Annotated in this window: 19 protein-coding genes and 1 pseudogene; 11 read left to right on the forward strand and 9 right to left on the reverse strand. The window is 47.7% G+C overall.

Features of this window, described 5'->3' with window-relative positions:
* The first annotated feature begins 27 nt into the window (after positions 1-27).
* Together GF401_13990 and GF401_13995 are read left to right on the forward strand one after the other, a co-directional pair.
* Positions 28-684: a PEP-CTERM sorting domain-containing protein gene (locus GF401_13990; protein ID MBD3346164.1), complete on the forward strand. Its 657-nt coding sequence runs from the start codon at positions 28-30 to the stop codon at positions 682-684.
* Positions 685-859: 175 nt separating this feature from the next.
* On the forward strand, positions 860-2,443 hold the full coding sequence (locus tag GF401_13995) for a family 43 glycosylhydrolase (protein ID MBD3346165.1): 1,584 nt from the start codon (positions 860-862) through the stop codon (positions 2,441-2,443).
* A 46-nt stretch (positions 2,444-2,489) separates the two neighbouring features.
* Here GF401_13995 and GF401_14000 read toward each other — a convergent pair whose 3' ends face one another.
* From GF401_14000 to GF401_14010, 3 genes are read right to left on the reverse strand one after another with little or no spacing between them, the layout of a single operon-like run.
* Positions 2,490-2,711 carry a T9SS type A sorting domain-containing protein gene (locus GF401_14000; GenBank protein MBD3346166.1) on the reverse strand — a complete coding sequence of 74 codons (222 nt, stop codon included), beginning with the start codon at positions 2,709-2,711 and terminating at the stop codon, positions 2,490-2,492.
* Positions 2,712-2,885 (reverse strand): hypothetical protein, encoded by a 174-nt coding sequence (locus tag GF401_14005; protein MBD3346167.1) that lies wholly within the window; start codon positions 2,883-2,885, stop codon positions 2,712-2,714.
* Positions 2,843-4,024: an SUMF1/EgtB/PvdO family nonheme iron enzyme gene (locus tag GF401_14010; protein ID MBD3346168.1), complete on the reverse strand. Its 1,182-nt coding sequence runs from the start codon at positions 4,022-4,024 to the stop codon at positions 2,843-2,845. The genes GF401_14005 and GF401_14010 overlap by 43 nt, the downstream gene beginning before the upstream one ends.
* 370 nt (positions 4,025-4,394) lie before the next feature.
* Here GF401_14010 and GF401_14015 point away from each other — a divergent pair, with 370 nt between their 5' ends.
* Entirely contained in the window at positions 4,395-5,093 is a 699-nt protein-coding gene (locus GF401_14015; GenBank protein MBD3346169.1) for a polysaccharide deacetylase family protein, read from the forward strand.
* Here the strand turns inward: GF401_14015 and GF401_14020 are convergent, their stop codons facing one another.
* Complete coding sequence (locus GF401_14020; protein ID MBD3346170.1) at positions 5,094-8,645, reverse strand: protein kinase; 3,552 nt, start codon at positions 8,643-8,645, stop codon at positions 5,094-5,096.
* A 323-nt stretch (positions 8,646-8,968) separates the two neighbouring features.
* Between GF401_14020 and GF401_14025 the strand changes: the two genes are divergently transcribed.
* On the forward strand, positions 8,969-9,910 hold the full coding sequence (locus tag GF401_14025; protein MBD3346171.1) for a cation diffusion facilitator family transporter: 942 nt from the start codon (positions 8,969-8,971) through the stop codon (positions 9,908-9,910).
* A 113-nt stretch (positions 9,911-10,023) separates the two neighbouring features.
* Complete coding sequence (locus tag GF401_14030) at positions 10,024-10,518, forward strand: hypothetical protein (GenBank protein ID MBD3346172.1); 495 nt, start codon at positions 10,024-10,026, stop codon at positions 10,516-10,518.
* Positions 10,519-10,583: 65 nt separating this feature from the next.
* Here GF401_14030 and GF401_14035 read toward each other — a convergent pair whose 3' ends face one another.
* On the reverse strand, positions 10,584-10,793 hold the full coding sequence (locus tag GF401_14035; protein MBD3346173.1) for a hypothetical protein: 210 nt from the start codon (positions 10,791-10,793) through the stop codon (positions 10,584-10,586).
* A gap of 198 nt (positions 10,794-10,991) precedes the next feature.
* Between GF401_14035 and GF401_14040 the strand changes: the two genes are divergently transcribed.
* The 4 genes from GF401_14040 to GF401_14055 are packed head-to-tail and all read left to right on the forward strand — an operon-like array spanning position 10,992 to position 12,957.
* Positions 10,992-11,477: an ATPase gene (locus GF401_14040; protein ID MBD3346174.1), complete on the forward strand. Its 486-nt coding sequence runs from the start codon at positions 10,992-10,994 to the stop codon at positions 11,475-11,477.
* Complete coding sequence (locus GF401_14045; GenBank protein ID MBD3346175.1) at positions 11,434-11,907, forward strand: DUF1018 domain-containing protein; 474 nt, start codon at positions 11,434-11,436, stop codon at positions 11,905-11,907. Before GF401_14040 ends, GF401_14045 begins: the two co-directional genes overlap by 44 nt.
* Positions 11,908-11,948: 41 nt before the next feature.
* A complete protein-coding gene (gene msrA / locus GF401_14050; protein MBD3346176.1) occupies positions 11,949-12,500 on the forward strand; it encodes a peptide-methionine (S)-S-oxide reductase MsrA in 552 nt (183 codons plus the stop codon).
* Positions 12,493-12,957: a hypothetical protein gene (locus GF401_14055; GenBank protein ID MBD3346177.1), complete on the forward strand. Its 465-nt coding sequence runs from the start codon at positions 12,493-12,495 to the stop codon at positions 12,955-12,957. Before msrA ends, GF401_14055 begins: the two co-directional genes overlap by 8 nt.
* Positions 12,958-12,960: 3 nt before the next feature.
* Here the strand turns inward: GF401_14055 and GF401_14060 are convergent.
* Positions 12,961-13,092 (reverse strand): annotated as a pseudogene (locus tag GF401_14060) (thioredoxin family protein).
* Between the two features lie 182 nt (positions 13,093-13,274).
* Here GF401_14060 and GF401_14065 point away from each other — a divergent pair.
* Positions 13,275-14,474 carry an FprA family A-type flavoprotein gene (locus GF401_14065; protein ID MBD3346178.1) on the forward strand — a complete coding sequence of 400 codons (1,200 nt, stop codon included), beginning with the start codon at positions 13,275-13,277 and terminating at the stop codon, positions 14,472-14,474.
* A gap of 107 nt (positions 14,475-14,581) precedes the next feature.
* On the opposite strand, the gene fumC is transcribed toward GF401_14065, so the two are convergent.
* From fumC to GF401_14080, 3 genes are all read right to left on the reverse strand, one after another.
* Positions 14,582-15,982 carry a class II fumarate hydratase gene (fumC, locus tag GF401_14070; protein MBD3346179.1) on the reverse strand — a complete coding sequence of 467 codons (1,401 nt, stop codon included), beginning with the start codon at positions 15,980-15,982 and terminating at the stop codon, positions 14,582-14,584.
* A 407-nt stretch (positions 15,983-16,389) separates the two neighbouring features.
* Positions 16,390-18,465, reverse strand: a complete 2,076-nt coding sequence (locus GF401_14075) for a PKD domain-containing protein (protein MBD3346180.1) — start codon at positions 18,463-18,465, stop codon at positions 16,390-16,392.
* Between the two features lie 310 nt (positions 18,466-18,775).
* Positions 18,776-21,349 (reverse strand): hypothetical protein, encoded by a 2,574-nt coding sequence (locus GF401_14080; protein MBD3346181.1) that lies wholly within the window; start codon positions 21,347-21,349, stop codon positions 18,776-18,778.
* Between the two features lie 451 nt (positions 21,350-21,800).
* Between GF401_14080 and GF401_14085 the strand changes: the two genes are divergently transcribed.
* The gene (locus tag GF401_14085; GenBank protein ID MBD3346182.1) at positions 21,801-22,661 is read left to right on the forward strand and encodes an EamA family transporter; all 861 of its coding nucleotides are present in this window, start codon (positions 21,801-21,803) and stop codon (positions 22,659-22,661) included.
* The last annotated feature ends 203 nt before the right edge of the window (positions 22,662-22,864 follow it).

Below are 22,864 nucleotides of genomic sequence, written 5' to 3' on the forward strand. Positions count from 1 at the left end.
CATGGATTTTGCAATGTATAAGGGCAAATGAAATTGAACAATATTTTAAGAGGAGGGCGTATTATGAAAAAGGGAACATTGATACTGATGAGTAGTCTCGTTATCGGCAGCATGGCATTTTCTGCTATGGCTGATGCTATCAGCTGGACATGGACCGATGATAATTATGTTCATACCTATGAGGTGTATCAAGGGGACCTTACCTGGGATCAGGCAAAGGCGGAAGTGAAAAGTGACTGGCATCTTGCCACGATCACCAGCCAGGAAGAGCAGCAGACCCTGTTCGATGCCATGATGGATGCGTCGGCGGCCGGTGATGAATACTGGCTTGGTGCAACGCAGGCTCCACAAACCGATGAAGAGAGGATCGCGGATCCGGATGCAGGATGGAGCTGGGAGCTGGACAATTTTGGTAATCAGGAAGAGTGGAATTATACCAACTGGGCTGTCGGCGAACCCAATGAATGGAATGGCACATTGGAGAATCACCTGGGTATCCGAAAAGGCGCCGACAATGAATCATTTACCGGATGGGCTTGGAATGATGAGCACGGCAGTTCCAATATCCGCGGCTATGTCGTTGAAAAAGAGACTCCGGTCAGTGTTCCGGAACCTTCGGTAATCTCTCTTCTTGCCATGGGAATTTTCTGCCTGGGACTCTACGGACGGAAAAAAAGAAAATAAAGCATCTCTACCTATCGCCAGCCTTAAGAGCCGCCTGCAACGGGCGGCTTTTTTTTTATTCCCCTTAATGATATTTAACGCAAAGTAGGATAATCCAGTCATCATTCAGGTTTCTGATATTTATATTAATGTATGATGGTTTCATTTATCCTCAGAATGTATTGGAAACAGATGTATGCACAGCTATCGAAATCCAATCCTGCCCGGTTTTTATCCTGATCCATCACTCTGCAGAGTCGGTCGTGATTTTTATCTGGTGACTTCATCATTCGAGTATTTCCCCGGGGTGCCGATTTTTACGAGCAAGGATCTTGTCAACTGGAAACAGATCGGTCATGTACTCGACCGGCCATCCCAGCTCGATCTGGACAATTCGCCCTGTTCACGGGGAATCTGGGCGCCCACGATCCGGTTTCATGATGGTGTTTTTTATATGTGCACGACGAACATGCTGCGAAAGCCCCGGGGGGAATCGGATGTCGGCGGCCATTTTATTGTGACTGCAACCGATCCGGCCGGACCATGGTCGGAGCCATACCGGCTCGATGATGCCCCCGGGATCGATCCTTCACTTTTTTTTGATGATGACGGCAAAGCATATTTCATGGCCACCTGCTATCCGCACCAGGGCTCACAGTATAAAGGGAACAATGAGATCTGGTGCCGGGAGATGGATATACAAGAAATGCGGCTTATTGGTGAGCGTTACTATCTCTGGCAGGGAGCGCTGGACGGTGCGGCATTGCACACTGAGGCGCCCCATATCTATACAATTAATGGATGGTACTATCTGATGGTTGCCGAAGGCGGCACCGGGTATAAGCATTCGGTGACTATTGCACGAAGTAAATCAGTTACCGGGCCCTATGAGAATAATCCACGTAATCCGCTGATTACGCATCGGAACATGGGAAATAACTATCCCATCACCAATGTGGGGCATGCCGATCTGGTGCAAACGCAGAATGGGGAATGGTGGATGGTTCTTTTAGGGTCCCGTCCCTACGGCGGACTGTTCAGGAATCTTGGAAGAGAAACCTTTCTGGTTCGGGTTGTCTGGGAAAACGGCTGGCCGATTGTCAGCCCGGGCTGTGGAAGAGTTGAGTTTGAGCATGCTGTGCCGGATCTGGAGCCTCACCCGTGGAACAGGGTTTATTCACGTGATAATTTTGATGCGGAAAGGCTTGATTTCTGCTGGAATTTTCTGAGGACGCCAAGGGAATCATTCTGGAGCCTGAGCGAACGCACAGGATGTCTCCGTCTGAAACTCCGGCCGGAGAAGCTCTCCGAGTGTGTCAACCCGAGCTTTATCGGGAGGAGGCAGCAGCATATGAATTTCTCAGCCTCCTGCGCAATTGAATTCGATCCTGCAAGGGAATTTGAAACCGCCGGCCTGGTGTTGTTGCAAAACAATAATTTTCATTTCCGGCTGGAAGTCGGATTCAGGGATGGCCGGCGGATTGTCATGCTGACAAAAAGGGAAGCCGGCGACGAGCAGGTCCTGTCATGCAAAGAAATCGATTCGACAATCCTGGTCCTCACAGCGTCAGCCCGGGGCCAGGAGTACGGCTTTTATTATGGTTCCGATGAAACCGCAAAAATTCCGCTGGCCGAGAAGGTCGATGGCCGTGTTCTCAGCACCGAGATCGCCGGCGGATTCACCGGCATCTATATCGGCATGTATGCAAGCAGCAACGGAGCCCAAAGCGGTAACCATGCCGATTTCCACTGGTTTGAATACCGGGGGGAAGAGGGGTAGCATGCGGATAACGCGGGTCCCGGCAGATTATCGCGGATCTGAGAACTCAATGCATAATTGCAATCGGAATAGTGCGTGACCATCCCGGCGAATCGACCCTGATATAATAAATGCCTGCAGTAGGATAGCAAATGTCAAGCTTTGCAGTGCGTCGACCTTTGCTGCTCGCGGCCGCTTTTCCAGATACCATCCTGCCGCTTGCCGAATAAAGCCTGATATCGAGATTCTCTTTTGCATGGTATGCGGATTCAATCGGAAAGGTGAGCAACTATGTGCCCCGGCTGCTTTGCAGGCTGAGCGTATAGTACTGCAAAGAACGAGTGGCAGATTCTTTGTTGCTTCGGGTACCATTAACGGTAAACACGGCAAACACCAGCTTATCGGCATCCATGGTCAGGCTCAGCGGATTTTCGATTCCGGCAGGTCCGCGCAGTCCATCCATACTTCAGGCCAGTCCCACTCCTCTGCGCCGGCCTGGAGCCGCGTGCCGACAAAGCTCATCGAAGGCGACTGCTCGGTTTCATCGGTGTAATACACAGCAAGCATATCGCCTTTGTCAAGTATTTCAAGGCCGGGACTGTGATTGCGTACATGCTCGAAACTGTAGAATCCCGCACTGCGGATAACGTCAAATTCGCCGGCAGGTCCGGTATGCTGGCCGTCACGGTCATCCGGCGGCATGGGAAGAATCGGACGGGCTCTGAACCAGGGTTGCTGCATGTCGGGACCTTTGGCGATGTGCTCATCGGTGCTTTGTTTGACACAATTGCCCGGCATAGGAGCGACATACCGCGATGGCTGGGTTGACGGCAATGGGCCTTGGACAATACGAAATCCCACAAGGGTTCCGTAATAAGTACATTTGGGATTAAGATCGGTAATACCATCGGGCACCGAGGGGTAGGAGGGCGCCATGGCCCCGCGATTTGCCGTGCGGATATAATAGTCGGTCCAATGCAACTCGGCGTCACGGGAATGGCTGCTTACCCTCGAGCCGCGGACTACCTTTACATGACCCCATGAGGGTCCCACCGGATCGGTAACATTTTCCTCCGGATAGACATCGTACCAGTCATGACACCATTCTGCCGGAAGGTGAAACATGCCTTTGAGGCCCCAGGGGTTTGCGATATCGTGACCCGAGGGCGGGGTATTTCCCGTTGGCCAGAGGGTTTCGGTCCCTGCGCGGGCTGCGTACTCCCACTCGGCTTCGGTGGGAAGACGGTACTGCTTACCCGGCTCCTGTGAATTCAGCCATTCGCAGAACGCAACCGATTCGTACCAGTTTGTCAATGCATAAACATCCGAGGAGCCGTCATCGGTGCGCCGTCCCCACCCGGTCGACAATCGCTTTGCATGATCGTATGACGGATCGAACTGCTTGAACTGATTGATCGTGACTTCGGTTTCGGAAAGAAAAAAATCCGTGCTGATCGTGACCGTATGCACCGGGTGTTCATCGGGTTCACCTTTGCCGGTGTTGGCTTTGGATACCTGGCGGTCGGTGAGTTGCGGCATATCGGATGTCGTGGTGCCGTTATATTCACCCATTCTGAAAGAACCGGAAACAATTGGTTTCATGACCAGGTTCACCGAATTGGTATACTCGGTTTGTGCTGAAGCCAAGAGAGAGAGTAAGCCAGAAAAAGCCTGCGGCGAGAAAAAGACGGTGGAAATTCTGCATGGATAGCTCCTTGATAGATTGCTGAACGAAGGCTGTATAAGTATATTTTAATAATATACTCAAATATTTGCTTTAAAAAATGAATGAAAAATTGCATTAATTGAAGGTTTTTGTGGGTAATTAGAGTTGTTGTAATCCTTGCCGGTCGAAGAAAATGCAAGGCATGAAAAGAAAAAACGATCACGAGAATGAGCATGAGGATGCGATGATGATGACGAGATGATGATGACGAGATGATGATGAGGACGAGGACGAAGGAGGATAATTATGCACTTTGATTTCACCTGGCCCGGCGGCAAGTCCGGGGCATGCGCGACCAGTTGGGATGATGGCACTGTTTATGATTTCAGGCTGGTCGAGATACTTAACAGATATGGATTAAAGGGGACATTTAATCTCAACAGTGGCAAGCTGGGATTGACTGCTGAGCAGTCGGGCTGGAAAGCGTATGTGCGCCCGGATGACATTCCCAAATTGTATGTGGGGCATGAGGTTGCCTCGCACACGGTGACACATCCTCGCCTTGACAGGCTGCCGGATGACCGGGTTCTGTCGGAGATCATTGACGATTGCGCAACGCTTGAAAGAATCGTGGGTTATCCAATTCGAGGATTTGCCCTGCCTTATGGACGCTCCAATGATCGTGTGGCTTCTCTGATACAAAAAACCGGCATTGCTTACGTCAGGCCCGTTGAAGAATGCCGGGATTTTTCATTGCCCGACAATTTTCATTACTGGCGGCCAACTTGTCATCACAATGCCGACATTACCGGCCTGTGGAGCCGGTTTATCGAGAATAAATCACCAGCGAAGCTCTTTGACCTCTGGGGACACAGCTATGAGTTCGAAGACAACCGTAATTGGAGTCATATCGAAGAATTTGCGCGGATTGCCGGAGGTTCCGATTCGATCTGGTTTGCGACCAATGATGAGATTTGTGACTATGTTGTAAATTTTCCGGAATAGCTATTTGTTAATATTTTCGAATATATCTTCCCGCCATTCAATTACAAAGCATTCTTGTGAAATATTATCCGGAGCAAGCCAGCCGGCATAATGGGAGTTTGGCATAAAATAAGCAGCTCCCTTTTTCCGGATCATCTCTTTGTCCCAGGTACTTTCAAATTCCTGATAATTGTTTTTTGCCCCAGAATCCCATCCCAGCTCATTTCCAGGAGGTGTGCGGACAAGGCCAAGGAAAAACTGCGCATTCTGGGTACATTTTGTACCAAGCCAGGTTTTGAGATTATTATATATTGCATTGTTAGTCGGTGAGACAAGAGATCCCTTGTGCATTTTACAAAAGGTTTGGGCCTTTTTGATATCAAATGGTGTCGGAACAGGCAGATAATATCGATCGCCTACTCGCTCGGCAAAAGCCATCAAGCTGCAAGTAGCGCCGCTTTTACCGGAAAGAGCATCAAACACTGCCGGCATAATTTTGAATACATATTCTTTTTTTAAGCCATTAATATATTTGATCGTTTGACACTTTTTTATATACTTAAGACGTGTATGATTGGTGATATCAATAGATAATCCGATAAGAGGAAGTGACGCGACGATTTCTAAGGCGGAACTGTCGAGTTTCAATCCCTGTATGTTCAGGCTAAGAAGGTCCTTGTTTTTGATAGGAGATAAATCAGTGACATCTGTGTAGCTTATGTCGAGGGTTGAAAGCGGGGTATTTTTAAGGGACGACAAATCCTTGACCGGTGTGTCCTTCAAGATTAGATCTGATAGTTTCAGGTTTTCTATTGTGTGTAAATCGTAAAAGTCGGTAGATGTAAGATCGGCATAGAAGAGGTCCATTGTTGCCAGAGGCGAGAAATCTCCAATAGAGCATCCTTCAACTTTAAGTGTCTTCAGTGGAATGTCTCTAAGTGGCTCAATTGAAGAAATCATCATTCCGGAGGCATCGAGAAATTTCAACTCAGGTTGTGCCACTGCTGCACAATTGTTGGTTGGGACATTATTCAGATAGACGATTTCAAGCGGTGCTCCTTTTAGTGCTGAAATGTCGGAGACATGGATACAGTTCTGAATATTAATGCTGTTCAGTGGCATACCTTTAAGGGCAGAAAGATCATTGATAGAAGTTCCATAGGCATAAAATGTTGTGAGTTGAGCATGACGCAGGGGATTGATAGATGAAATATTTTTGCAATAATTCATGTTGAGAAAAACAAGCGGCATTCCTCTGAGGGGTGAAATATCGTTAATTGAAGTGCATTTGCTTATATTCAGCCAGCGAAGATCCATGGAGGTAAGCGGAGAAAGGGTTTTGATACTGCTCCAGTTGTGAATATCCAGTCGGGAAAGCGGCATATATCTCAGGGGGGAAAGGGAGGTTATACTGTGACGGATATTTTGATTCCCTATTTCAAAACTTAATCCGTTTTCAATCATTGCGAGGGTGAAATCGGTATTGGGCCAGACTTTTTGCAGAAGTGATTTGTAGTATGGAAGTTTATTTTGTACCATAATCAGATATTCGGAATTCTCCATTCCCTTAAATGCCGACATTTTTCTTGTGGGATCTATGGCGCCATCATAAATTTCTCGATAAATATCATAGGCGGTCGTAAAATTACCTTTGTGGAGTTGACGTCCGGCAAGTTCAAGTGCATCTTCTTTAAGAGGAGTGCCCATTTTGAATATTTTAACATTATCGATCCATAATTCCGATCCCCAACCCGTGATTCCGACCGTATTGCGGTCTTTGCCGTGCAGCCCCTTATCGTCGACAATATCGATTACAACTTTTCCATTAACAGTCATGGTAAGATGATTGCCCACCCGCTCGGCTCTGATATGATAATGTTTGCCTTTTACCACGGGCGACTCATATTTCTGCCATAATATGGCATTCGCTCGCAGGGCTCTGATACTGGTGTTATCCTGACTGCCATATTGTAGAAGGTATCCGTTGGAGTAAACCCTTTTTAACTGGGTCGACCGGGTAACGTCAAAAAGACAGGATATATCATTCAGGTAATTGCTCTCCTGATGACAATCGAATTCAATGGCAATGTCACCGGTCATCGGCTGCTTCAGCAGGAGTGTTTGCGGTGTACCGCCTTTTATACAAAACTCACCATTGATGACTTTACAGTCAGGCTTTACAGGAACGAAACTTCTGCTTCCATTAATAACTTTATACTGGCCGTAAATGATGTCCCAGTGTTTAAGGAAATCAGGATCGGAAAAGTTGTCTTCGAAAACAAGCACCCACTCACGTTCCCTTTCTTTTATGTCCTTTTGTATAAGCGCCATTTTTTCTTTTTGTTCCTGCCTATAGCTTCTGAGCGCCTGCTCGGCCTTTTCCCGTTCCTGAATATTCAGATAGGTAAAGAATATACCAGAAAAAAGCAGAATAATCAGAGCGATTCCAGTTGAGATACTCACCGCTTTGCTCCGCTTTATGAGCTTGACAATAGTTTCCCAGGTAGAATCTTCTTTAGCGCTTACCGGCTTATTTCCCAGATAAAGATCTATATCATGTTTCAATTCGTCGACATTCTGGTATCGATCGCATTTACTTTCCGATAAAGCTTTTGTGGCAATGGCGGAGAGCTCTCCGGGGATATGCCTCGATGGCGGAACACAGGTATCGATAGGGACAATGTCGGCGGTGCGGGCTTTTTCGATCATTTCTTTTGGAGTGTTGCCCTGTATAGGTGGATTAAGGGTCAATAGTTCATACAGGATCGCACCGAGGGCGAAAATATCCGAGCGTTCATCAATATCGTGCAGGGCTCCTTTTGCCTGCTCCGGCGGCATATAGGCAATGGTTCCCCATATTTTGCCGTCAATGTCATCCTCGTTCATATCTTCCTCGAGCACAAGGAGACCTGTTGATGTCTCTGAAAGGTTTCTGTCTGTCCGGCATAGCGACGAATCATGACTGATGCTTTTTGCCAGCCCCCAATCCATAACCTGAACCTCGCCGTAATCACCTATCATGATATTTGCAGGTTTTAGGTCGCGGTGTATAATACTTTTTGAATGGGCATATGCAACGGCGTTGCATATGTCAATGAATATATCGATGAGTTGCGCCAGCGTTTTTTCCGAGAAAAAATCATCCGGATTGTTCCGGTACTCCTGAAGGATATCTTTGAGGCTCCTCCCTTTCACCAGTTTCATGGTAAAATAGAGAAGACCGTCTTTATTGATTGAAAAGTCATGGAGCGGAACGATATTGGGATGCTCAAGGCGCCCGGTAATACGGGCCTCATTGATAAACCGGATACACCGTTCTTTATCTTCCTCGGCACCGATTGTTTTAAGGGCGACTTCACGGCCGATATCCTGATCATCGGCGCGATAAATAACCCCCATACCACCTTCGGCAAGATTCTCATGAATTGTGTATTTGTCGCTTTTAAGCGGACGGCCGAATAATTCGTAGACTGTTGAATGATATAAAGGCAGGCTGGATGCGGACTGATTGGTTTCCGGCTCTGAATGTGCGGACCCTGGATTTTTATTTTGATTATTCCCGGCCAATTTCATATTTCCAGCTCAGACTTCATCGGGCACCCGGGAATAATCCCTGCCGGCACCCTACGGCATGATTTCAAATTTCGATATACATATTATACACAAAAATTAAGCGATTAACAACCATCTCCTTGCTTGTGTGGATCTGATGTCCACTACCCTGGCAAGGGACCTTGAAGAAATAATAATGATGCCATCAGGATATATTTTCAGGCCGCTTTTCGGGCCAAAGAGCTGCAGGTATTGCTGGAGGATACTTCAATCCGGGTAGCTTGTTATATACTATTTTGGAAAAACCGGTATGACATGCAGTCGATAGGTGAAAGGATAACTCAATGAGAGTCGGAAACTTGCATCTGCCATATTTTCGCGATCATGATCATCAGACATTTAAAATGGTAGCACGGAAAAAACTTCTTTGGGCCATGGTAATTACCTTTGCAGCAATGATTGTGGAAATTATTGGAGGATATCTTTCCAACAGTATTGCTCTTTTAAGTGATGCCGGGCATATGTTTACCCACTTTTTTGCACTTTTAATCAGCTATATCGCCATTCGTCTGGCATCCGTGGATCCCTGTCATCACCGGACATTTGGGATGTTCAGGGCTGAAGTGCTGGGTGCTCTGTTCAATGGGATTTTTCTTCTTGGTGTTTCAGGGTTGATTATCTATGAATCTGTTAAACGTCTGATTTCTCCTGCCGAGGTGGCATCGGTCGAGATGCTGATTATTGCGATTATCGGTCTGATTGTCAACCTTCTCACGCTTCGTATTCTTGGCGGTCACCATCATGAAGACCGGAATATCAAAGCCGCTTTTCTGCATATGGTCGGTGATGCACTCTCATCGGTGGGGGTTGTTGCCGGCGCAGTCATTATCCATTTCACCGGTTTTGTGATGATCGATCCGTTCCTGGGCATAATGATTTCACTACTGATTCTGGTATGGGCGCTGGGAGTAACGCGGGATTCGGTACGGGTCCTCCTTGAGTTTGCCCCCCGGGGGCTCGATACGGAGACCATCGCCAAAGTTCTCAGGGAGAACGACGAGCGTATTTACAGTGTGGAAGATATGCATGTGACGGAAATTACTGAAAACATGTATAATTTTTCGGCAATCATTACCTTAACAACAGATTCTCTTTCCGAAGCGGCTCATATTATCGACAAGGCAAAACACCTCCTGGGAGAAAAGTATTCAATTTTTCATGCTACCATCGAAGCCGTTCCCCGGAAGTATGTAGAGCAACAGGAAAAAGCAGAGGAACAGAAATAATAATTCCGGCATAAAATTTGCCTTTTAATGCGGGTAAGGAGATACTTTCCAGCACTTAAAAGAGGTTTTTTATTATGAATCCGGTATCACCAACAAAAGAAATTTTAGTGAAAATGATAAAAGATGACGGTGTTTTTCCCAATAATGACAAATTGCCGCTGATTATTTATATCGGAGCAATCGAATTGTCATCTTCTGACCCCTCCGATACGATCAGGGCCCTTTTTCAAACTAATGGATGGGAAAATTCGTGGGTCGACGGCATCTATTCATTCGATCATTATCACAGCAATACCCATGAAGTACTGGGAATTGCCCGCGGCAATGCAACAGTATTACTGGGAGGACCCAGGAGCGGCATTACAGCACCGGTTGGTGCAGGTGATGTTATTCTGATTCCTGCTGGAGTTGCCCACAAAAAAGTGGAGTCAACCAGGGATTTTACCGTTGTCGGCGCCTATCCAAAGGGGGATGATTTTGACATGTTTTATGGCAAAAAAGAAGAACGCCCCCGGGCGGATAAGCGTATTCATGATGTTTCGCTTCCCCCCAACGACCCTGTCTATGGTGATTCCGGGCCTGTTTTTGAGCAGTGGCTACATTCCTAGCCACTGCCTGGGATTTTCCGGGTATAGAGAATGCAGAATAGGTACAGATTAAGGCTGACGGTATCTTATTCTTCAACATCAAAGCCGATACGGATTGTTACCTGCCAGTGTTTAACCTTGTTATCTTCTATATGACCCCGCGTTTCGACAATCTCAAACCACCGCATGTTCCGGACTGTCTTTGATACCCGTGCAATTGCATGTTCAATAGCATCCTGGATCCCCTTTTCTGATGAACCGGTGATATCAATGTGTTTGTAGACATGATCAGCCATTGATGGCCTCCTTTAATTTGGGTTGAGACGTTTATTTGCTTTTTGGCGCAAATCGTATACCAAAAAATAATGTATTTCCGGCGTGCCATATATGATAAGAAAGAAAGGGGATAGTGACCTGCAAATAATAGAATGGCACGCATTTTGATTCCAACTATTAATAAAGTGCACCGTAGTATTATTATGAGGAGGATTTTTATGGCTGATGCGCATTCGAGACAAGATCAACGAACCGGAAAAACCGTTGAAAAAAATATAAAAAAGAAACCTGCATTGGTAGACAAAACTGTCTGTTCGGAATGCGGCGGTATCTATTTAAACGGCGAATGGATATGGGACAGGACCGATGATGAGGAGGCGGAAGCATATGCATTGTGCCCTGCATGCAGCAAAGAGGAAGAGGAGATGCTGGCCGGACAGATCGAGTTGAAGGGTGATTTTTACCGGACTCACGCAGAAGAGGTCGAGCGAAAAATTCGCGATATCGAGAATGAAGAGCGGGAGTTGCATCCTCTTGAAAGAATAGTCGCCTATGATGTTGAAGATGGGCATGCTTTTATCGCTACTTCCGGGATTCGTCTGGCTCAAAAGATCGGCGAGGGATTATATAGATCATTCAAGGGAGATCTGATCCTGGATTATGGACCTGATGACACAAAAATTGCACTACGATGGGAGCGATGAGTACCCAGCTATGGCAACGGTCGAACAAATAAAAAAGATCCACGCTTTGAAAAACGATCTGGGCCTTGAGGATGATGTTTATCATAGTATGGTGCAATCATTTAGGGTAATACCGGGAAGACCTGCTAAGATGAGTAGTGAATTGTCTCGAGATCAGGCTTCTGAATTGATTGAACAGCTGGAACAATTAATTGAAAAAACACCGGGGCTGTATGATAAAATTTATGCCTCTTCCCGGCAACTTCGATTCATTCAATATCTATGGAACAGAGTAACCCGGGCTCCTGACAGGGAAAGTAAAAATAAGGCGCTTGATTCTTTTATATGGCGGCGATTTCATGTCCGTAATTTGAATCGATTGCCAAAGAAAAAGGCCTCCAAAATAATTGCGTCGCTCAGGGCAATGGAAAAAAGAGAACATCAAACGTGAAGTATATAAAGGAAGGAGTATTACGTATGGTTTTTGGATTTATGGGTGTCTCCTTTTCAGGGGAACACTATGAGAAAGCCACTTTTGCGGGAGGGTGTTTCTGGTGTATGGAACCGCCCTTTGAGCAGTTTGATGGCGTTGTTTCGGTTGAAGCCGGTTATACGGGCGGTCAAACCCCCAATCCGAGCTATGAAGAAGTTTGTTCGGGAAAGACAGGGCATCGAGAAGTCGTTCAGCTAACCTACGATCCGGGTAAGGTAAGCTATGAAGAACTTCTTGAGGTGTTCTGGAGAAATATCGATCCTACCGATGCCGGTGGTCAATTTGCCGACAGGGGACCGCAGTATGAGACGGCTGTTTTTTATCATAACGAAACACAAAAAGCAGCGGCGGAAAGGTCGAAACAAAAGCTTGAGGAATCGGGAAAGTATGAGAGCCCGATAGTTACCAGGATAGAAAAAGCCGGTGAGTTTTATCCTGCAGAAGAATATCATCAAGACTACTATAAAAAATCTCCTTTCCGTTATAAAATGTACAAAAAAGGATCGGGGAGAGAAGGATATCTGGAGCGTACCTGGAGTAGTCATGAATAAAATTGTCGCCGCAATTGCGAACGAATGCACCGAAAATGGGGTCGTGGCGAAAATCTCGGAGAATTATCTTGTTGTTCATGTCAATCCCGGATGTTCAGTTTCTACGGCGTGTGCAACTTGTGGAAAATCCTCAGGATGCGGTCAGGAGAAAAACCCTGAACGAATTACTGTCCCTCTCCAGAATCCTCAACAGTTTTCCGAAGGTGAACATGTGAGAATCCGCTTTTACCGACTGAGCCGCTCCTTTGCATCACTTCTGGTCTTCGGTTTACCTATCGCAGGACTTGTTGCGGCGTTAGTGCTATGGAACAGTCTTCTGGGGCTGCCCGTTGAAGGCGGCGGGGCGGTTATTGTCGGGATAGGCGGGTTTCTTCTGGGTTTTGCCGGTGCCTTCATAGCGGACAAGGTAATCGATTCGGCTTTACCGCCACCTTCAATTGAAGGGAAATATCCCTGATTCTCATAAAGCGAAATAGCCGGGTTCATTCCCCGGTTTCCATTTGATATTACATCCGATACTGGGCTTCTGATCGGGAGAAACCGGTTTGCCCTCTAAAAGAGCATCAAGGGCATTGCGCAAGTCTTTTCCGCTTCTCAATTAACAGCAACTATTTTCTTGTTGGTGCAAACGTTATGCCAATACACATAATTGTAGTAATAAAACATTTTGGAAAATATCAGCAAGTCATGCGTCTTTCTCTCGCTCCCATTTTGTATGTTATAGTGGTACAGAATTTGCTGATCCATTAATCGGTTTATAGGAAAGGGATAGATATGAGTTCAATAAAAGTGTCTTCCGATATTTACTGGATTGGAGTCAATGACCGCACTACAGATCTCTTTGAGGGCTTATGGCCCATTACCCAGGAAGGGGTTTCATATAATGCCTACCTTATCAACGATGAGAAAAAGGCGATTATCGATCTGGCCAAGGCTTTTAAATCCGATGATTTCTTTGATCAGATTGACGATATTGTTCCGTTGAGTGAGATCGATTATGTCATCATAAATCATATGGAACCCGATCATACAGGCGTATTAAAATCATTGAAACGGATGGCTCCTTCGATCCAGTTTCTTGGTTCACCCAAAACCCGGAAGATGCTGGAAGACTTTTATGGTATTACCGAAAATATCAAAGAGGTATCCGACGGCGAAACATTGTCGCTGGGAAAGCATACGCTCAAGTTTTTCTCGACCCCCTTTGTTCACTGGCCCGAGACCATGATGACCTACGAGGAGACCGGCAAAATACTGTTTTCCTGTGATGGATTCGGAGGGTATGGTGCGCTCAGAGGTTCGATATTTGACGATCAGTGTCCGGATTGCGCTTTTTATGAACAGGAAGCGCTCCGGTATTATTCAAATATTGTGTCGAAATATTTTATGCCGGTACTCAAGGCGATTAATAAACTGTCGGATCTTCCCATTGAAGCAATAGCTCCTTCTCACGGGCTGGTATGGAGAAAACGTCCGGAGCGGATTATCGAACTTTATCAGAAATGGTCGCAATACGGCAAAGACGGCGGTGAGACTGCCATAACCCTCATTTATGCTTCGATGTACGGGAACACCGAAAAAATGATGAATGCGATGGGGCAGGGGATTTCGCAGGAAGGTGTCAATGTGGAAATATTTGATGCTGCCCGTATACATCCGAGCTACATTTTACCATCCCTCTGGGCGAAAAAAGGAGTGATAGTCGGGACGCCGACCTATGAGGCTGCTTTGTTTCCGCCCGTTGCCGATCTACTCGAGCTTGCGGCACGTAAAGCGGTGAAAAATAAGGAAGCTGCGCTGTTCGGCAGTTTTGGATGGTCCGGGGGCGCTCTGGCTCATCTCAAGAAAATTGTCGAGCCCCTCAAATGGAATATCTTCAGGTCCTATGAATTTCCGGGCGGAGCAACAAAAGAGGACCTGAAAAATGCAGAGGAACTGGGAGCTGCTTTTGCCCGGCATATGAAATCATTATAGTTTTGTATGCTGTCTAAAGGGGTGATCTTGATTCAATTTCAAGACATTTAGGGTGTATAGATAGACACGCCTTTTTTCCGGCTTGGGCACAGCTACCAAGTGTACATTTATTCTGCGCCGGGGCGTGTCATCCTGGCTGGCACAACGGTCCGGTCGAATTCTTCTGCGGTCAGATATCCCGAAGCAACCGCCGCTTTTTTGAGGCTGGTATTTTCTTTGTGCGCTCTTTTTGCAATCTCTGCTGCCTTGTCATACCCGATATGAGGATTGAGCGCAGTAACGGTCATTAGTGAATTATCGACATACCTTTTAAGCGCATGCTCATCCGGTTCAATGCCTGCAACACATTTGTCGTTGAAATTCGTGCAGCCGTCGGCAAGAAGCCGTATTGACTGAAGCAAATTATGGGTAATTACCGGTTTAAACACATTGAGCTCGAAATTTCCCGATGCTCCCGCTATGCCTATGGTCGTATCGTTTCCCATCACCTGCGCGGCGATCATGGTAACCGCCTCGGCCTGCGTGGGGTTGACCTTGCCGGGCATGATTGATGATCCCGGTTCGTTTGCCGGGATGTGTAATTCACCGAGCCCGCAACGCGGCCCGGAAGCCATCCATCGGATATCATTGGCGAATTTCATCAGTGCCGCGGCGAGGGTCTTCAGTGTCCCGCTCATCTGGACACAGGCGTCGTGCGCGGCAAGTGCCGCGAATTTGTTTGGGGCGCTGACAAAAGGATAGCCGGTGAGTTCGGCGAGTTTCTGAGCGGTTTTGACGGCAAATTCGGGATGCGTATTCAAACCGGTGCCGACCGCAGTGCCGCCCAGGGCAAGCTCATAGAGAGGGGAGAGGCTGCGGTTGATCGATTCCTGCGCGCTCTCTATCTGTGATGCATACCCCGAGAATTCCTGGCCCAGGGTCAGGGGAACAGCATCCATGAGATGGGTCCGGCCGATCTTGACAATAGAATCGAATTGCCTGCTTTTAGACTCGAGTGTTGCCCGCATTTTTTCCAGCGAGGGAAGCAACCGTTTATGAATTTCATCAACCGCGGCAATATGCATTGCCGTGGGGAAGGTATCGTTGGATGACTGGGATTTGTTGACATGGTCGTTGGGATGAACCGGATCTTTGCTGCCTACTATACCGCCATGGATTTCGATTGCCCGGTTGGCGATGACCTCATTGACATTCATGTTACTCTGCGTCCCGCTTCCGGTCTGCCAGACCCGCAGGGGGAAATGGGAGTCGAGTTTCCCCGTTATTACTTCATCTGCCGCTTTGATAATCAGCTCTTTTGTGAGATTGTCAAGCAGGCCCAATTCATTATTGACCAGCGCGGCGGCTTTTTTGATACTGCCGAAGGCCCTGATCACTTCAATGGGCATGCCTTCGGTGCCGATCGAGAAATTTTTGAGTGACCGTGCGGTCTGCGCACCCCAGTAACAGTTGGCGGGTACTTCCATTGCGCCGAGGGTGTCGTGTTCTGTACGATAGTCCTGATTCATAGAGGTCTTCCTTTTCACGCAGGGTGATATTATAACAAAATAATTTTTGAGGGCGGGTGATGAATGAAGGACGTTGATTTTGCTTCCCGGAAGAGACCTGAGGCTGGAGGGGCCTGCTTGAGGAAAGACCCCATGGGATGTACAACAAAAAGGAAATCTACAGCATGATTGCCAGCGACGCTATTTCACTATAATTCTCCGGCAGACCGAGGTATGGGCGGTACGGACGGCAAAATAGATTTCCCGGGAAAAATGGGCCGGAACGGCCGGACAGGGAAGGCTCTATCTGCGATATTGTTTGTTCCATCAACATCGCAGAGTTTGTGGGGGCGAAAACATAATGCCGTCCCCATCCCCGTCCCGCTCCCGTTCAAGCGATCGTTTTTTGCCAAGGGGACCAATATTCACTACGGCGCAGCCGGAGCGAATACCGCCAGTACCTGAGCGGCCCATCCGCCGTGGCCAATGTCGAAAGTCCAGCCAAGGGTTGATGGTCCGGACGATATGACCGGTTTTGTGCTCATGGCCACACCGCCGTTTGCATTTGCAACGTCAAGACGTTCGAATTGTCCTTTTTCTGTCGGCACGAGAGGAGAATATGCCCCGAACCCGGGTTTGTTGGTAACTGCGTCGATAACCCAGGCGCCGTCGGTCAGCGTGGTCACATCAGTGCTTATCACATTGTCCCATTGTCCTCGTATTACCGATGAGTCAATGGCTTCCGGAGCAGCTTGGGCTACATTGTACAGGCTGATTCCCCCGCAGGCCCCGTCATCGATCGTGCTGTCAAAAGTAACTTCAACGGTATAGCTCCCTGTCGCAGGAAGGTCGGCGTCAAGCGCATACCACAACGAGACGTCGGCGTCGTGGCCCCAACCAAGCTCGCCTTCATTTGCCACCCGGGTGAGATTCACACCATTGTAGGTGACACTGACGGCGATATTGGCGGTGCTGCTCTCTACGACGGTATTGGCGCCGATACCGATAAGCAGAACTCTGTTACTTTCTCCACCAATCCTATGTTCCCAGGAGAACGTCGAGTCCCCGGAAATTCTCTGAGATGATGAAGTATCAAAGGCAATTACGGTCACGAACACGGAAGCCGTGTCATAGGACATATTATTGTCGTCGTCGGTGACTCTCAGAATGCATTCCCATTCCGTTGTCGAAGTGGGGGCGACTACCGAGGTATCGCCGTCGCCAACAACCACCCAGTTGTTGGTGCCGCATTTCCATGCGTATTCAGTGATCGATGTTTCATCGCTGCTGCCGCTGCCGGTCAGATGAACGGTTTCGCCCCTAGCAACCAGCGTATCTGTTCCTGCGTCGGCAACAGGGGCACGTGTCTCGACCGTGACGGTTACGGCGTCATAGGAGAAGGTGTTGTCGTCATCCATGACCCGGAGACTGCAGATAAGTGTCTGTGCCGTGGACGGTGCCGTAAGTGTCGTATCGCCGTCATTGTCCGGTGACCAGTCGCCGTTGCCGATTTTCCATGCATACGCGACCAAAGCACCTTCGTCACTGCTGCCGCTCCCGATAAGCTCGTAGGAGTCGTTGATTCCCACGGTCTTGTCCGTTCCGGCATCGGCGACCGGCGCACGAGTTTCCACCGTTACTGCGACGGTATCGTAAACCATGTTGCCGTCGTCGTCGGTTACCCTGAGGCTGCACGTCCATGTCTGTGCTGTTGCTGGTGCGGCAAGTGATGTGTCGCCGTCATCAACCACAATCCAATCACCGTTTCCGCATTTCCATGCATATTCAGTCACCATGGTTTCATCGGTCCCGGTTCCCTTGAGATGGACCATATCGTTGATACCGACCGTTGTATCGTTTCCGGCGTCGGCGGTAGGGATCCGCGACTCGATTGTAATTGTCTTTGTATCGTAAACCATGTTGCCGTCGTCGTCGGTTACCCTGAGGCTGCACGTCCATGTCTGTGCTGTTGCTGGTGCGGCAAGTGATGTGTCGCCGTCGGGAACCACGATCCAGTCGCCGTTTCCGCATTTCCATGCATACTCGGCAACCGTGGTTTCATCGGCGCCGGTAGCGTTGAAATAGACCGTGTCGTTGATACCGACCGTTGTATCGTTTCCGGCGTCGGCAGTCGGCGCTCGTGTTTCGACCGTTATGGTTATCGCACCTTTGACACTTTTACCGTCATCATCGGTCGCTCTGAGGCTGCAGACAAGGGTTTGGGCCGTTGAAGGAGCGATAATGGTCGTATCACCCCCACTGTCGGTCGTAATCCATGATCCATCACCGATTTTCCATTCATAGCTCACGATTGCTCCGGTATAGGTGTCTTTGGCCTTGGCGTGAAGGTGGACCGAATCATTAATTCCAACACTGGTGTTTTCCACAGAGAGCGTACGAATTATCGGGTCGCTCGGTTTGACGCTGGTTGGATTGCTACAATACAATCCTGCAATAAGGGTGAGTATCGCTACAATACCACGACTGCAATGAGTGAATTTCATATATTCCTCCAAGGGGGGAAATTGTGTGAGATTTGCCGAAAAAATTCATCCTTTTCGGCGTTCTGCCGACGGGCAAACGTATTATTGCCTGTACGATGGGGGGAGCGCATAGGTAAACAGTGCTCCCATACCATCATAAATCCAGCTATATGAAAATATTAAAACCCATACCCTGGAGCAAGGGAATGTCGCTATGGTAGACCAATCCGAATTAAAATGGGGAATAGCAGGTTTCAGGACAGGGGCTTCGTGGTTCGAACAGGGACATAAAAAAAAGGAGTATGTTCTTTGCAAACAGGCAGGACCGGCTTTAGTATATGGTTAGCAGTTTTTGAACGGTTGTTATGCCGTTATATTCTAACTGCAATATAAAGAAGTTCTGCACCTTATAACTCGAGTGCGGCAGATAGATTGTCGCAGGAGCTTTACCTCGGGACCGGTAAACAGTTTGTCCGGCAAGCGTATTCAGCGTGATGCGAAAAGAACCTTTCCCTCCGATATGGAGCGATGCTTTGCGATCCGATATGGTAGTCCTTATATGAGCGGGAAAAGAATACGATCCGGTACGGGGGTGTGCATCGGCAAAGGAAGGCGATACATAAAATTGATCATCTGCAACAATTTTGTAGATCTTATCATAATCGGTAATTCTCACCGAACATGTTTTACCCGCAATCGTATCACCTTCGATTACCGGGAGTATTGCCCAGGCAAAGTTTTCCCATGATGAATCGAGGTCGGATATAGAGCCGGGCGAAATTTCGTGCCATGTTATACCGAAATCCGGGGAAATCCACAATCGGGCCTCATTTACCAGACCTTCATTGGTTTTCCAGTTGATTTGCACAGTGTCGTATGCTTCAGCGGTGTCGTGTGTCAAGGGTTCAATGCGATATGCCGGGGCCTGCTCAATAATGAATCCCGAACAGACAGGAGAATATGATGAGTTCGGGGTTCGTCTGAATGAAATGTCGATTGTGGTATTCTGTACCCGAATTTCTCGCACCAATTTCAATGCAGCATCGGCTCCTGCGCTGTCGAAAATGTCAACGGGGCATCCGTCAATAACGGTGTTGTTGAAGCTGACGTCGAAAAGCCGCGATCCGCTACTTTTCCCGGCAAAGCTTTCGGCCAGGAGAAGGGATATGATATAATCTCCCCGCGGGACACTGATCGTATAATCAAAATCGCCGTAACGGATACTCTGATACACAGCATCATCATCAGTCCCGTCGATTGCAGCTTCTGTGGAGGTGGTTCTTCCTTCGGTTACATAGCCGTAATATACCTCTTCGGTATAGGGTTGGTCTGCTTTGTAATTGTTGAAAGCCGCTCCTCCCAGATTAATTTTCAAGGGAAAAGAGTCGGCACAGATATTCTTTGTAGTAACAGTCAGCGTTTCACTCGGGACCGAATAATTGCCCACATTATCGACTGCTCTTACAAAGAAAGCATAGAATGTTGCAGGGGTAAGGTTAACGATTTTTGTCGTAGTATCGGATGTGCTGTCGACAAGACGTCCATTTTGGTAAATATGATAAGTGTGGATGCTCATATTATCGTTTGAGGCTTTCCATAAAAGGGTAATTGAACGGGAGGCCGTATCGGTCGCGTAAAGGGAGGGCGGGGGTGACGGCGGAATAGTATCGGAGGTGCAATTTGATTCGAAGATCAGGGGATTACTCGGTCCGGATATATTTCCTGAAAAATCGAATGCTTTCACCGAAAATGTATAGGTATGACATTGAGTAGTATTTTCAACAAGATACGATATACCTCCGGTACTTCCTGCCGAATCGCCGTCAATGAAGACAGCATATTTCTCAACAGCATCGTTATCGCTTGATGCACTCCATGAAACACGAATGCTGTTGGCGGATTCGTTTTCGGCAACAAGACCCTCTGGAGCGGAGGGGGGCTCGGTATCAGACAACGGCACGGGGCCAAGATTGTTGTTCTTGATAACCGCAACCAGTTCTTCGGCCCACCGTATATATCCCGTGAGATTATAATGATGATCATCCTGCATATACACCTGTTGGTTCGACCATTCATTGGTAGGGATCAGATAGCAATGGTCCAGTTCATTGGGTAATTCCTGATTGGCCTGGATGACAATTTGCGCTCCCGGTTCGTCGGGGTGGCGTGGTCCGGTCGAGCCGTATTCATAATCTGAAATAAATACCGGGAGCTGAGGCAGATCCAGATCGTTTCTGAGCATTGCCACAAGGTCCTTAACATTCTGTTTGTAAGTGTCGGGGTGACGGAGCCCGTCGGCAAGGCAGAGCATCATGACCACTCCACCGATTGTTGTATTCTGATTTATTTCAGTTGCCGCGGCAAGTATCTGGGAATACAGAGGGGGGCCGTCGCTCTTGTTGGTATCGTTACGATATTTCCATACTGACGCCGCAGATTCGGCATTCTGAGTAACACCGAAATAGTAATCGGAATATTCGGTGGCCATCTGTTTTAAAAAAGCCATTGCCGGACCGCATTGGACTTGGCTGGAACTGCTGTTCATGTCTTGATGGATCTGTGCCTGTGCCGGAATCCACTGGTGGTGATAATCGTTGAGTGCAGGATCGGTGAAATCATCGACAATATTGAAATTCCAGCAGCGGGAATGGGGCTGGTGGAAAACCGGGCGTAAATCTTCTGGATCGTTGGTCCGCCCGGCCATATTCGAATGACCAATAAAAAGATAGGTAATCATCCGCTCGCGCGGCACCGTTGTTTCGGAACCGGTGGAACTGAGAGTAACCTGCGTATGGGCTGGAATGACAAGTGCAAGGCACAATATCCCTCGTGCTGCTTCCCTCACGTGGTAGACTCCTTTTTGCTGAATCCCCAAATTCTCGATTTTGAACCGGGAGGGTTTCATATAATAGTATTTATTATAATATACCCATATTATCCCGGTTTTTCACGGAAAAGATTCCCTAAAGGGAATGGTGCGATAATACCCGCAGTCGGAAGCGGTCGATGAAGAGGGGTGAGGATATGGTTTTAGCATGACGATAGCGGTTTTACACGGCTTTTAATAGATCTGAGCGGGGAGCTTATCAATGGTAAATTTGTGCATCTCCCTGCGATCTTGTATATTACCCTTTCATTACATCAAGAAAAAAAAATCATGATTTACTCGTGTGCACATATCACCAATTGGCAGTGGCTCAGAACAGTAGCCGTAAAAGCGCGCGCCTTTAAGGCCGACCGGCATTGCCAATGGTGGGTGACCTAGTGCACAGAGTAATACAACGAATATGCAAGCCCGCCGTTGGTAGAGTCCGACGGCGGGCTTTTTTTATTTAACGGCTCTGAGGGAGGGACGTATGATCGAGAGTCGAACAATCAAAGGAGTAGCCCTGCTCTGTGCGGGAAATCTGGCTTTCTGTACAATGGTGTGCCTTGTTGGATATGTAGCGGAATTTAATTCGTACACGACAACCATGTTCCGATTTCTGATCGGCATAGCATTGCTGAGTACTCTTGCCGTGGCAGGTAAAATAAAACTCGAATTTGTTGCAAAAAGGACGCTGTTTTTGCGGGGGCTGTTCGGAGGAGTAGCAATCATTTTTGCCTTTTCTTCCATTACCCATCTGGGAGTGATCAAAGGGTCGGTCGTATTGTATGCCTATCCGATCTTTGCCGCCCTGTTCAGCGGGTTGTTTCTGAAAGAACGTATCAGTATTCTGAAATGGTGTGCTATTGCCGCCGCCTTTGCAGGACTCATAATGATTATAACAAGAGGCGATGGTTCCCGGGGCCTGTTGGGTATCGGGAAATATGAAATCCTTGCGATTGTCGGGGCCGTTTCCGGAGGAATCGCCGTCGTTCTGGTCAAGAAACTGCATGCTACCGACAATTCTTCATCGATCTACTTTTCTCAATGTATTGTTGGTTTATGGCTTGTTCTGATTCCTGCGTTTTCTTCGCAATCACCCATGGTTATGGGAATGAAGACGGGGGTAATTGTTCTGATAATCGGAATACTGGCTGCAATCGGTCAATTGGTATTTACCGAAGGATATCGGTATATATCAGTAGCAACCGGAGCGCTTTTTATCATGACTGCCCCGGTGCTCAACGTAACGGCGGGCGTACTCTTTTTCAATGAATCGCTTACCGTTTCCATGATAATCGGCGCCGGAATAGTTCTTGGTGCATGCGCCGTTATTATACGTGAGACGTAACTTTTTATTTCTTTATTGAAGATTTAGTCACCATGGAATATTTTTAAAGAGTTTCAATTCCAATCATGATTCGCACAATTCAGATAGAGACTGGAGACGGCGAAACAAGAGAATATAGTTTCTTTATATTCATTATGACTCTTTAGGGCGATTCATAGTCCGCATTCCTTTGTTGCTTACATTTGATTCTCTGATACAGACGG

This window comes from Chitinivibrionales bacterium (genome assembly GCA_014728215.1).
GTDB lineage: Bacteria > Fibrobacterota > Chitinivibrionia > Chitinivibrionales > WJKA01 > WJKA01.

Coding starts and splice junctions, on each gene's coding strand:
- GF401_13990 (MBD3346164.1), top strand. CDS start 28: ATGAAATTGAACAATATTTTAAGAGGAGGGCGTATTATGAAAAAGGGA.
- GF401_13995 (MBD3346165.1), top strand. CDS start 860: ATGCACAGCTATCGAAATCCAATCCTGCCCGGTTTTTATCCTGATCCA.
- GF401_14005 (MBD3346167.1), bottom strand. CDS start 2,885: ATGGATGGACTGCGCGGACCTGCCGGAATCGAAAATCCGCTGAGCCTG.
- GF401_14010 (MBD3346168.1), bottom strand. CDS start 4,024: ATGAAACCAATTGTTTCCGGTTCTTTCAGAATGGGTGAATATAACGGC.
- GF401_14015 (MBD3346169.1), top strand. CDS start 4,395: ATGCACTTTGATTTCACCTGGCCCGGCGGCAAGTCCGGGGCATGCGCG.
- GF401_14020 (MBD3346170.1), bottom strand. CDS start 8,645: ATGAAATTGGCCGGGAATAATCAAAATAAAAATCCAGGGTCCGCACAT.
- GF401_14025 (MBD3346171.1), top strand. CDS start 8,969: ATGAGAGTCGGAAACTTGCATCTGCCATATTTTCGCGATCATGATCAT.
- GF401_14030 (MBD3346172.1), top strand. CDS start 10,024: ATGATAAAAGATGACGGTGTTTTTCCCAATAATGACAAATTGCCGCTG.
- GF401_14035 (MBD3346173.1), bottom strand. CDS start 10,793: ATGGCTGATCATGTCTACAAACACATTGATATCACCGGTTCATCAGAA.
- GF401_14040 (MBD3346174.1), top strand. CDS start 10,992: ATGGCTGATGCGCATTCGAGACAAGATCAACGAACCGGAAAAACCGTT.
- GF401_14045 (MBD3346175.1), top strand. CDS start 11,434: ATGGACCTGATGACACAAAAATTGCACTACGATGGGAGCGATGAGTAC.
- msrA (MBD3346176.1), top strand. CDS start 11,949: ATGGGTGTCTCCTTTTCAGGGGAACACTATGAGAAAGCCACTTTTGCG.
- GF401_14055 (MBD3346177.1), top strand. CDS start 12,493: ATGAATAAAATTGTCGCCGCAATTGCGAACGAATGCACCGAAAATGGG.
- GF401_14065 (MBD3346178.1), top strand. CDS start 13,275: ATGAGTTCAATAAAAGTGTCTTCCGATATTTACTGGATTGGAGTCAAT.
- fumC (MBD3346179.1), bottom strand. CDS start 15,982: ATGAATCAGGACTATCGTACAGAACACGACACCCTCGGCGCAATGGAA.
- GF401_14075 (MBD3346180.1), bottom strand. CDS start 18,465: ATGAAATTCACTCATTGCAGTCGTGGTATTGTAGCGATACTCACCCTT.
- GF401_14080 (MBD3346181.1), bottom strand. CDS start 21,349: ATGAAACCCTCCCGGTTCAAAATCGAGAATTTGGGGATTCAGCAAAAA.
- GF401_14085 (MBD3346182.1), top strand. CDS start 21,801: ATGATCGAGAGTCGAACAATCAAAGGAGTAGCCCTGCTCTGTGCGGGA.